The sequence below is a fragment of the Dactylosporangium sucinum genome (assembly GCF_014647515.1).
GTDB lineage: Bacteria > Actinomycetota > Actinomycetes > Mycobacteriales > Micromonosporaceae > Dactylosporangium > Dactylosporangium sucinum.
This window is the reverse complement of sequence record NZ_BMPI01000054.1, coordinates 66,600-78,091: the sequence shown is the minus strand read 5'-3', so window position 1 is coordinate 78,091 and position 11,492 is coordinate 66,600. Positions and strand designations below refer to the sequence as shown.

The 11,492-nt window shown below is 71.9% G+C and carries 8 protein-coding genes; 6 read left to right on the top strand and 2 right to left on the bottom strand.

The genetic code is table 11. From position 1 onward, the window contains the following. Positions 1-113: 113 nt before the first annotated feature. Entirely contained in the window at positions 114-1,451 is a 1,338-nt protein-coding gene (locus tag IEZ31_RS40140) for a hypothetical protein (RefSeq protein WP_190255347.1), read from the bottom strand. A gap of 69 nt (positions 1,452-1,520) precedes the next feature. On the opposite strand from IEZ31_RS40140, the gene IEZ31_RS40135 reads away from it, so the two are divergent. The 5 genes from IEZ31_RS40135 to IEZ31_RS40115 all read left to right on the top strand — a co-directional run bounded on the left by IEZ31_RS40135 (position 1,521) and on the right by IEZ31_RS40115 (position 6,761). Further along, positions 1,521-2,069 (top strand): hypothetical protein, encoded by a 549-nt coding sequence (locus IEZ31_RS40135; protein WP_190255346.1) that lies wholly within the window; start codon positions 1,521-1,523, stop codon positions 2,067-2,069. A 150-nt stretch (positions 2,070-2,219) separates the two neighbouring features. Then, positions 2,220-3,590: a cytochrome ubiquinol oxidase subunit I gene (locus tag IEZ31_RS40130; protein WP_229836370.1), complete on the top strand. Its 1,371-nt coding sequence runs from the start codon at positions 2,220-2,222 to the stop codon at positions 3,588-3,590. A gap of 2 nt (positions 3,591-3,592) precedes the next feature. Continuing rightward, positions 3,593-4,636, top strand: a complete 1,044-nt coding sequence (locus IEZ31_RS40125; RefSeq protein WP_190255345.1) for a cytochrome d ubiquinol oxidase subunit II — start codon at positions 3,593-3,595, stop codon at positions 4,634-4,636. 27 nt (positions 4,637-4,663) lie between these two features. Beyond that, a complete protein-coding gene (locus IEZ31_RS40120; RefSeq protein ID WP_190255344.1) occupies positions 4,664-5,605 on the top strand; it encodes a hypothetical protein in 942 nt (313 codons plus the stop codon). A gap of 4 nt (positions 5,606-5,609) precedes the next feature. Next, positions 5,610-6,761, top strand: a complete 1,152-nt coding sequence (locus tag IEZ31_RS40115) for an MFS transporter (protein WP_190255343.1) — start codon at positions 5,610-5,612, stop codon at positions 6,759-6,761. Here the strand turns inward: IEZ31_RS40115 and hrpA are convergent. Further along, the gene (hrpA, locus tag IEZ31_RS40110; RefSeq protein ID WP_190255342.1) at positions 6,731-10,597 is read right to left on the bottom strand and encodes an ATP-dependent RNA helicase HrpA; all 3,867 of its coding nucleotides are present in this window, start codon (positions 10,595-10,597) and stop codon (positions 6,731-6,733) included. The genes IEZ31_RS40115 and hrpA overlap by 31 nt on opposite strands. A 107-nt stretch (positions 10,598-10,704) precedes the next feature. On the opposite strand from hrpA, the gene IEZ31_RS40105 reads away from it, so the two are divergent. Further along, a complete protein-coding gene (locus IEZ31_RS40105; protein ID WP_190255341.1) occupies positions 10,705-11,355 on the top strand; it encodes a pentapeptide repeat-containing protein in 651 nt (216 codons plus the stop codon). Positions 11,356-11,492 lie beyond the last annotated feature (137 nt).

Below are 11,492 nucleotides of genomic sequence, written 5' to 3'. Positions count from 1 at the left end.
CGCCGCCGTATCCAACAACTGCGCGGCGGAACCCGACCTACCCTGCACCCACCTATTATCGACCAAACCCGATCAAAACGGTGCGACGGCACGCCGGATTATTCAGCGGTCTCCTAGCGGCGGGCCAGGGGTAGGTGGAGCTGGAAGGCCACCTCCGTGTAGCGGATCGTCGGCGGCGCCAACCCCTGCAACTGCCGCTCCAGCACCACCTGCAGCTCGCGCGGCGGAGCCTCCGGCCGAGCCATGATGCGCACCGCCACCGGCCGGGACGGCGCCAGGCGGAACTCCACCATGACCTCCTCCGTGCCGTGGCGCACGCCCGTGAAGAGCCGGTCGACCACCACCCGGGCGCGCTCGACGAAGTCGCTCAGCTCGGCCGGGGTCGTGGCCCGGCGCAGCTGCTCCTCGCTCGTCAGCAGCACGATCCGCGGCAGCGGCTCGGTCCGTGGCAGGGCCGGCTGGGACGCCACCGCGTCGTCCGAGATTGTCAGGCACAGCGCCGACACGGCGCCGTCCGGGAGGCCGATCTCGACCGGGCGGCCGGCCTCCACCGCCTGCAGCAGGCGGGCGTGCATCGCGCCCGTCAGCAGGGCCGCGAAGCCGTCCTCCACCTGGCGGGCGGTGGGCTCCACGCCGCCGCGGACGACGAGCAGGAAGTTGCAGCCGAACCGGCTCGCCGACTCGCCGCCGGGTGCCACGATCGCGGCCGGGCCCTGCTGGCCGGGCGACCAGACGTAGGTCTTCGGGGTGCCGGCCAGGCCCGGGAGGTACGCGCAGACGTCCGGCGCCTCCCGCATCGCCTCGCCCAGCGCGGGCAGCTCGGCGCGGGGCACCGACAGCTCCAGCCGGCTGCCGTCGTGCACGACCCGCAGGAACGGCAGGTTGTAGGCCGGGGCCTGGGAGAGCAGGGTGGCCGCGCGATACTCGGCGTCGTCGACCACCGGCGCGCGGCCGGGGCGGAACCAGTACGGGTGCGGGTAGTAGCGCTCCTGCGCGCCGAGCAGGGCCAGCACGCGCGCGTGGCCGAAGCGTTGCACGACCGCCGTCTCGCCGTCGACGAGCGGCAGCGCGACCAGCGTGCCACCATCCAGAGTGGACTGCAGCGCCAGCGGCTCGGCGTAGACGAAGCCCGTGACGCGGTCGTCGGCGTCGACGCCCGGGCGGCCGAAGACGCTCACGTCGCCGGCGTCGACGAGCCGGCGCTCCGCCGCGAAGCCGTGGACGGTGCGCGCCATGGTCAGGGGGTACCCCGGAGCCGGCGCCCCGGTCCGCGCCACGGCGAAGAACAGCTCCCGCTGGCCGTGCTTGGCCAGCCCCTCGGTCGTATAGAGGAGCGCGGGCAGCATGCCCGTGGCCGTGCGGATGCCACCCTCGGCGATGGCGACCGACAGCTCGCCGGGAATGAGGTCCTCCCGGCCCAGGGGTAACGCGGAGCCCACGGGGCCGATCATGCCATCCGCACACAACCACACCGGAGCCACGATCTGGCGCTCATCGACCCGAGCGGCGACGATGAATGCATGCGGATGACTTCCGAGCCGCCAGCCGGATACGTCGCATTCGTCACCCGGCACCTCGAGCCGCTGCGGCGGGACGCCACGCGCGTGGCGGGCGCGCCGGAGGACGCCGACGCCCTCTACGGCGACGTCCTGACCGACGTGGCGACCCGCTGGACCTGGCTGGAGCTGCAGCGGACCCGCCTCGGCCAGGCCGACGCCGCCGACGAGTTCCTCGGCCGCGTCTTCGCCCGCCGGTCCGAGCGGTTCTACCTCGACGAGACGACGCCCGCCGACGACGGGCTGGAGATCACCGTCACGCCGGAGCTGCCGCCGGAGGCCTCGCCGCCGCGGCGGGTCTACGTCAGCAACGCGGTGCGGCTCGCGCCGATCGTCATTCCCCGCAAGGCGCGAAACCCAGCGTTCATCGCCGGGCCGGTCTGCGAGGCGGCGATCGCCTGGTGGCACGCCTACGAGAACATCCGCCGGCGCCGGCTGGTCTACGCCGGATTCGTCCTCATCACCCTGCTGCTGACCCTGGCCAACGTGACGGCGCCGCCGGTCGAACCGTAGGCAGGCCACATGTAGCCATGCTACATCTAGAACGCCGGAAAAGTTCCCGAACGTGTTCAAGACCGCTTTCACACGCTCCGGGCGACTTGCTCACCCGGGCCGGAGATAGAACGGAGACAGGCACACCACGTCGTCAACAGGGGGCGTTCCGTGGACCACCTGTCATTTCTCGCCGAGGCCGCAACGCCGGGCGACCTCGCCGCCGCCCGCACCCAGATGGCGTTCTCCCTCGGCTGGCACATCATCATCGCGAGCTTCGGGGTGGCCATGCCGGCCATCACGCTCTTCATGGAGTGGCGCGGCTACCGCACCGGTGACGTGAACTACCGGCTGCTGGCCCGCCGCTGGGCGCGCGCCATGGGCGTGCTGTTCGCCGTCGGCGCCGTCTCCGGGACCATCCTCAGCTTCGAGATGGGCCTGCTGTGGCCCGGCCTCATGGGGACGTACGGCCAGGTCATCGGCCTCCCGTTCACGCTCGAAGGCTTCGCGTTCTTCGTCGAGGCCATCTTCCTGGGCATCTACCTCTACGGATGGGACCGGCTCCCGCCGCGGGTCCACCTGCTCTCCGCCATCCCGATCCTCATCGCCGGCATCGTCGGCACGCTCTGCGTCGTCGCCGCCAACGCCTGGATGAACCAGCCACAGGGCTTCGACCTCGTCGAGGGCAAGGTGGTCGGGGTCAACCCGTGGCAAGCGATGTTCAACCCGGCGACCGGCCCGCAGTCGGTGCACATGCTCGTCGCCGCGTTCATGGTCACCGGCTTCTGCATCGCCAGCGTCTACGCGGTGGGCATGCTGCGCGGGCGCACCGACCGGTACCACCGCCTCGGCTTCCTCGTCCCGTTCACCGTCGCCGCCATCATGGCGCCGATCCAGGTCGGCGTCGGCGACTGGGCCGCGCACTACGTCGCCGAGTACCAGCCGGTGAAGCTGGCGGCGATGGAGGGGCTCTACGAGACCCAGCGCGGGGCGCCGCTGCACCTGGGCGGGGTCGCCGTCAACGGCGAACTGCGGTACGCCATCGAGATCCCCAACGCCCTCTCGCTGCTCGCGCACTGGAACCCCAACGCCGAGATCATGGGGCTCAACGCCGTCCCCGCCGACCAGCACCCGCCGGTCAACGTCGTCCACTGGGCGTTCCAGATCATGGTCGCGGCCGGGTTCGCGATGCTCGGCGTGGCCCTGGTGTTCGCGATCATCTGGAAGTGGCGCCGCCGGTGGCTCACCAACCGCTGGTTCCTGCGCGCCGCGGCCATCTGCGGCCCGGCCGCCGTGATCGCGCTGGAGGCCGGCTGGACGACGACCGAGGTCGGCCGGCAGCCGTGGGTCGTCTACGGCATCCTGCGCACCCAGGACGCCGTCAACACCGCGCCCGGCCTGCGGGTCGGCCTGGTGGTGATCCTGCTCGTGTACACGGTGCTGACCGTGGCGACCGTGTTCGTCCTGCGGTGGCTGGCACGCGACAAACCGGTACCGGTGGCACCACAGGAGTCCGACGTCGAGACCTTCCCGGTGCCGTAACCATGACCAGTGCCGATCTGCTGCTGGTCGTGCTGTTCGCGGCCGTGACCGCCTACGCGCTCTTCGGCGGCGCCGACTTCGGCGCCGGGTTCTGGGATCTGTTCGCGGGCGGTGCGCAGCGCGGCTCCCGGCAGCGCAAGCTCATCGAGCACGCGATCGGGCCGGTGTGGGAGGCCAACCACGTCTGGCTCATCTTCGCGATCGTGCTGCTGTGGACCGGCTTCCCGGCGGTGTTCGCCGGCGTGGCGGCGACGATGTACATCCCGCTCACCGCGGCGGCGCTGGGCATCATCGGGCGCGGCGCCGGGTTCGCGTTCCGCAAGACCAGCATCACGCTGCCCCGGCAGCAGCTGTTCGGGGCCGGCTTCGCGTTCTCGTCGGTGGTGACGCCGTTCTTCTTCGGCGCCGTGGCCGGCGGCATCGCCACCGGCCGGGTGCCGCCCTGGTACGAGGGGCCGGGCAACATCATCACCGCCTGGTGGAACCCGACCTCGATCGCCACCGGCGCGCTGGCCGTCGGCGTCTGCGCCTACCTCGCCGCGGTGTTCCTCACCCACGACGCGAAGCGCGAGGACCCCGGGCTGGTGCCCGTCATGCGGCGGCAGGCGCTGTGGGCCGGGGCCGGGGTGGGCGTGCTGGCCGCGGCCGGGCTGGTCGTGGTCGAGCTGGACGCCGGCTGGTTGTCCGACCGGCTGTGGAGGCCGTTGCCGGCCACCCTGATCGGCGTGTCCGCGGTGGCCGGCCTGGCGTCGATCGGGCTGCTGGCGCTCGGAAGGACCGTCGCGGTGCGGCTCACCGGCGGGCTCGCCGTCGCCGCGGTGCTCTGGGGGTGGGCCGCCGCGCAGTACCCGTACCTGCTGCCGCCCGCGACCACGGTCGCCGCCGTCGCCGCCGATCCGGCCGTGACGCGCGCCACGTTGTGGTCCGTCCTGGTCGGCGGCGCGATCCTGGCACCCTCGCTGTGGTGGCTGCTCCGCCTGTCCCAAACCCCAGCTCAGCGAGGGGCGGGCGGTGAAACTGGTCACCATGACGACGGCAGGCGTTGACGAATGCTGCTAGTGTCCGCCGGAGTCATGGGAAATCTTCGGGCACTGAGGCGCTGGAGCGCGACGGCAACCGCCGTCGCGGCCTTCGGCGTGCCCGTGGGCGCGGTCGCGCTGGCCCTCCCGGCCCAGGCCGCCCCCAACGGGCTCGACATCAAGGTGACGAACAGCAACATCCAGGGCAAGCCGGGCGACAAGGTCAGCGTCAGCTTCCAGGTCACCAACCGCAGCCGCGAGGATGTGAACGGCGACGACGTCATCGTGGCGATCACGGTGCCGCCGCAGGCCCAGCTCGACCCGGCCGACTACCAGGACAACTGCGGCCAGATCAACGGCGGCCGCGCGGTCCGCTGCCGGCTCGGCAAGGACATCGAGCCCGGCAAGTCGGCCGGCGGCTCGTTCAAGTTCGTGCTGAAGACCGGCGGCAACGGCCAGGGCACCCTCGCCGTGCAGCCGGGCAACGCCAACGACCGGTTCACGGTCCGGGTCAGCGGCGCGTCGCCCTCCAAGTCGCCGAGCGCCAAGGCGTCCAGCTCCGCCGAGCCCACCGCCGACGTGGAGGTCGTGCCGCCGGAGGCCGGCAACGGGGCCATCCCGCAGGCCGAGGATCCGCCGACGAAGAAGACCAGCGACAGCGGCGGCCTCTCGTTCGGCTTCTGGGTCGGCATCTTCGCGATCGTGGCCGCGCTCGGCCTGGTCGGCAGCCTCTTCTACTTCCGGCGCAAGGACAAGCAGGAGCCGGACACCGGCATGCACCCGGTGGTGCCCGCCCCGGGCGGCTACCGCCCGCCGCCGACCCCGACGACCTACGGATCGCCCGCGGGTGGCTACCCACCGCCGGCCGGTTACGGCGGAGCGCCCACGACCGTGATCAACCCGGTCAACCCGGGATACCCGCCACCGCCGCCGGTCCCGCCGCAGCACGGCGGCAACGACCAGACGGTCATCTTCCGCCGACCAGGCGACCTCTGAGCCGGTGCTCCGCGCCGCGATCGGCACCGCCCTGGTCTTCACGGCCAGCGGCACCCTGCTCGGCACGTGGGTGTCGCGGGTGCCGGCGGTCGTCAAGCACCTCGACGTGACGCCCGGCGAGCTCGGCCGGGCGCTGCTCGCGCTCGGCATCGGCTCACTGGTGTCGATGCCGCTGACCGGCCACATCTGCCGGCGGGTCGGCAGCCGGGCCTGGGTGGCCGCCATGTCCGTCACCGCCGCCCTGGTGCTCGGCTGCGTGGGGCTCGCCGGCAACCTGTGGCAGCTCGGGGCGGTGCTCTTCGCCCTCGGCCTGGTCTACGGGTCGTGGGACGTGGCCATGAACGTCCAGGGCAGCGCGGTCGACAGAAGGGCCGGCAAGGAGTGGATGCCGCGGTACCACGCCTGCTGGAGCCTCGGCTCGATCGGCGGCACCGCGCTCGGCTCGCTCGCGGCCCGGCACGACGTCCCGATCGGGTACCACTTCACGGCGGTGGCGGTCGGCGCGACCCTGCTCACGTTGGCCGGCCTGGCGTTCTACGTCGACGAGCGGACCGACCAGGCACCCGCGACGACGACAGGACGCGCGAAGGTCAGCCGCGAACTCCTGCTCATCGGCGCGCTCACGCTGTGCGCGACCGTCATCGAGGGAGCCGCGGCCGACTGGCTCCCGCTGTACCTCGACACCGGCCGCGGCCTGTCGGAGGCCTCGGCGGCGCTCGGCTTCACCGTGTTCGCCACGGCGATGACGGTCGGGCGGTTCCTCGGCACCCCGGTCGCGGCGTGGCTCGGCCGGGCCGGCGCGGTCCGCGCGGGCGGCTTCCTGGGCATCGCCGGCGTCGCCCTGACCGTCCTCGCCCCGTGGATGCCCCTCACGTACTGCGGGGCGCTGCTCTGGGGCGCCGGCATCTGCCTCGTCTTCCCGGCCGCGGTCAGCGCCGCCGGCGAGACGGGCCGCCCGGCCGAGTCGATCGCCCTGGTGACGACCATCGGCTACGGCTCGATCCTGGTCGGGCCGCCGGCCGTCGGCGCGCTCGCCGACGTGATCGGCCTCGGCAACGCCCTGCTGACCCTCGCGGTGCTGGCCGCCGCGGTCGCGCTGCTGGCCCCGACGGTCAGCCAGAAACGTCAGGCCGGCAGCGCGTCCATCGCCCGGTAGATCCGCACGTCGGACACCGGGTAGGCGGTCCCGAGCGCCTGCGCGAACAGGCCCACGCGCAGTTCCTCGATCATCCAGCGGATCTCCCGCAGCTGGGGCGTCATCGTCATCGACGACACCAGCTGGTCGTGCTCCCGCTGCACCTCGTGCACGGTGAGCATGCGCTCCCGATCGCGGGCCGGGTCGGTCGGCACCTTCTCCAGCCGTCGCTCGATGCCGCGCAGGTAGCGTTCCAGGTCCGGCAGGCGCTGCCATCCCGTGTCGGTGACGAAGCCGCGGTACACCAGGCGCGACAACTGCGTGCGCATGTCGGTCAGCGCCGGCAGGAGCAGCGGGTTCTTGGTGCGGGCGAGGCGCTGTTCGACGTCGTAGGCGGCGGCGAGGATCTTCCGCACGCTGTCCACCACGTCGAGGGTCAGGTCGACCACGTCGGCCCGGACCTTGTCGCGCAGCGCGGTGAAGCCCGGCTCGTCCCAAACCGGTCCCCCGGCGTCGGTCATCAGCTGGTCGACGGCGCAGGCCGCGCAGTCGTCGAGCAGGTCGACCGCGTTGCGGTGCGGGTTGCGGCTCAGCGACAGCTTCGCCTCGTTCGACAGGCGGCCCTGCACGAAGCGCGCCGCCGGCGGCAGCGTGAGCAGCAGCAGGCGGCGCGTTCCGGCCCACATCTCCAGGGCCTGCCGGGCCGGCAGGTCGAAGGCCTTGATCGCCACCGACGTGCCCTCGTCGACGAGCGCCGGATAGACGGTGAGCGTGTGGCCGGCGACCGTGCGGTGCAGGGTGCGGGGCAGCTCACCGAACGTCCAGGACGTGATCCCGGAGCGGGTGACGTCGACGGCCGCCTCGGCGACCGTCGCCTCGACCTTCGGCGCGAGCCGGGCCCGCAGCTCCTCCAGGCTCTTGCTCTCGGCCAGCGGCTTCCCGGCGTCGTCGACGATCCGGAACGTCATCCTCAGGTGGTCGGGAACGCGGCTCAGGTCCCAGTCCTCCCGCGGGACGGTCACCCCGGTGAGGCGGCGCAGCTCGCGCTCCAGGGCGTCGAGCAGGTGCCCCTCCCCCGCCGGCATGCCCGCCAGCGCCTCGCGGGCGGTGTCGGGGGCGGGCACGAAGTTGCGCCGCAGCGCCTTCGGCAAGGACTTGATGAGCGCCGTCACCAGTTCCTCGCGCAGGCCCGGCACCTGCCAGCTGAACTGGGCCTCGTCCACCCGCCCGAGCAGCGGCAGGCCGATGTGGACGGTCACGCCGTCGGCCTCGGTGCCCGGCTCGAACTGGTACGTCAGGGCGAAGCTCGCCCAGCGGTCCGGATACTGCTCCTGCCGGACCGCGTCCGCGCCCTGGTTCATGAGCATGGCCGGGTCGAAGGTCAGCAGGTCCGGCTGCTCGCGGCGGGTCTTCTTCCACCAGCTGTCGAAGTGCCGGCCGGAGACGACCTCCTCGGCGATGCGCTGGTCGTAGAAGTCGAACAACGTCTCGTCGTCGACGAGGATGTCGCGGCGGCGGGCGCGGTTCTCCAGCTCCTCGACCTCGTCGAGCAGGCGGCGGTTCTCGGCGAAGAACGCGTGGGTGGTCTCCCAGTCGCCCTCGACGAGCGCGTGCCGGATGAACAGCTCGCGGGACAGCGCCGGGTCGATCCGGCCGTAGTTCACCTTGCGCTGGGCGACGATCGGCACGCCGTAGAGCGTCACCTTCTCCATCGCCATGACCGCGGCGGCCTTCTTCTCCCAGTGCGGCTCGCTGTAGCTGCGCTTCACCAGGTGCTGGGCGAGCGGCTCGATCCACTCCGGCTCGATGCGGGCGCACACGCGGGCCCACAGCCGGGTCGTCTCGACCAGCTCGGCGGCCATCACCCAGCGCGGGGTCCTGCGGAACAGCGCCGAGCCGGGGAAGACGGCGAAGCGGGCGCCGCGCGCGCCGAGGTACTCGTGCTTCTCGACGTCCTTGAGCCCGACGTGCGACAGCAGGCCTGCCAGCAACGACACGTGGATCTGCAGCGGCGCGGCCGGCTCCTCGTTCGGCGTCACGTCCATGGTCCGCAGCACCGAGCGCAGCTGGCTGTAGATGTCCTGCCACTCGCGGACCCGCAGGTAGTTGAGGAACTCGGCCCGGCACAGCTTGCGGAACTGGTTGCTGGACAGCTCCTGCTGCTTCTCCTGCAGGTAGTTCCACAGGTTGAGGTACCCGACGAAGTCCGAGTCCTTGTCGGCGAACCGGGCGTGCAGCTGCTGCGCCTGGGCCTGCTTGTCGGCCGGGCGCTCCCGCGGGTCCTGGATCGACAGCGCCGCGGTGATCACCATGACCTCGCGGACGCAGCCGTTGCGCTCGGCCTCCAGCACCATCCGGGCCAGCCGCGGGTCGACCGGCAGCTGGGACAGCCGGCGGCCGAGCGGGGTCAGCTTCTGGGTGCCCTCCAGCGCGCCGAGCTCCTCCAGCAGCTGGACGCCGGCGGTGACGTTGCGGCGGTCGGGCGGGTCGATGAACGGGAACGCGCCGAGGTCGCCGAGGCCGAGCGAGATCATCTGCAGGATGACCGACGCGAGGTTGGTCCGCAGGATCTCCGGGTCGGTGAACTCGGGGCGGCCGAGGAAGTCGTCCTCGCTGTACAACCGGATGCAGATGCCGTCGGACGTGCGGCCGCAGCGGCCCTTGCGCTGGTTGGCCGAGGCCTGCGAGACGGGCTCGATCGGGAGCCTCTGCACCTTGAGGCGGTGACTGTACCGAGAGATGCGCGCGGTCCCGGGATCGATCACGTACTTGATCCCCGGCACGGTCAGCGACGTCTCGGCGACGTTGGTCGCGAGCACGATCCGGCGCCCGGTGTGCGGCTGGAACACGCGATGCTGCTCGGCGAACGACAGGCGCGCGAACAGCGGCAGGATCTCGGTGTTGGGCAGGTCGAGGCGGGTGAGCGCGTCGGCGGTGTCGCGGATCTCCCGCTCGCCGCTGAGGAACACCAGGATGTCGCCGGGCCCCTCGGCCTGCAGCTCCAGCACGGCGGTGCAGATGGCGTCGAACTGGTCGACGTCGTCCTCGCCCTCGTCCGGGGCCTCGATCGGGCGATACCGCACCTCGACCGGATAGGTGCGGCCGGACACCTCGACGATCGGGGCGTCGCCGAAGTGGCGGGAGAAGCGCTCCGGGTCGATCGTCGCCGAGGTGATGATGACCTTGAGGTCGGGCCGGCGGGGCAGGAGCTGTTTGAGGTAGCCGAGGATGAAGTCGATGTTGAGGCTGCGCTCGTGGGCCTCGTCGATGATCAGCGTGTCGTACTGCCGGAGCAGCCGGTCCTGCTGCATCTCGGCGAGCAGGATGCCGTCGGTCATGACCTTGAGCATGGTCTGGTCGCTGGACTGGTCGGAGAAGCGCACCTTGAACCCGACGGTCTGCCCCAGCTCGGAGCCCAGCTCCTCGGCGACCCGCTCGGCGACCGTCCGCGCGGCGATCCGCCGCGGCTGGGTGTGGCCGATCTGCCCGGTCACGCCCCGGCCCAGCTCCAGGCAGATCTTGGGCAGCTGGGTCGTCTTGCCGGAGCCGGTCTCGCCGGCCACGATGACGACCTGGTGGTCGCGGACCGCCGCCAGGATCTCGTCCTTGCGCTGGCTGACCGGCAGCTGCTCCGGATAGCTGACCTGCGGCGCCGCGGCCCGGCGGGCGGCGACGCGCTGCTCGGCCCGCTCGATGTCGGCGCGGATCGCCTCGGCGATCGCCTGCGCGTGCCGCGACTTCTTGGCCCCGTCGATGCGTCGCCGGAGCCGGTGCTGGTCGTGCGGCATGAGCCCGGCCAGGCGCGCCCTGAGCTCGCTCAGCGTGCTCTGGCCGGAAGCTTTTTGAAGGTCAGACATGACGCTCGCAAGGATAGGCACGCGTCGCCGCGATTGCCCGGTGATTTTGCCGGGCTGACCGATCGGCGGCTCGGCAGATCGTCACTCCTGCCACTAACGTCACACTCATGGCTCCGTCCGCGCCTGCCCGGCCACGACCGCCCCGCTCCCTCGAACTGGCCACGGTGGAGGACGACGACCTGCGCGACGAGGGCGCGTACGTCGCGCTCGGCTACTACGACCTCGACCTGGCCGGCCGCTCGGCGAAGGGCGCCGAGTTCAACCAGTGCCGCTTCAACCGGTCCGACCTCAGCGGCGGCTCGTTCGTGAAGGTCTCGCTCACCGACTGCCTGGTCGAGCAGTCGAACCTGGCCAACCTGCGCGGCGACCAGTCGTCCCTCGTCCGGGTGGCGCTGCAGGGCTGCCGGCTCACCGGCCTGCAGTGGCTCGACGGGTTGTTCCGCGACGTGACGCTGCGCGAGTGCCGGGCCGACCTGACCGTGTTCCGGGCCGCGGAGTTCCGGGCCGTGCTGTTCGAGGACTGCAACCTGGCCGGCGCCGACTTCACCGGCGCCGACCTCAGCGGCACGGTCTTCACCGGATGCGACCTGACCGGGGCCCAGTTCTCCGGCGCGAAGCTGGCGGGCGCGCGGCTCACGGGGTGCACGCTCGCCGGCATCGGCGGGGTGACCGGGCTCGCGGGCGCCACGATCGGGACCGGGGACCTGGTGGGGCTGGCGCACGTGCTGGCCGCCGCGCTCGACATCACCGTCGAGTAACGGGACGGGCGACGTGCCCGCTCCTTTCGCTACAGCTTCCTGTCGGATTTCCGGTTCATAATCCGGACTCCGGCCGGGTTTTCGGACTTTCCGGACCTTACAGGTCTTCGGAGTCTTCAGGGCGAAAGGAACGAACC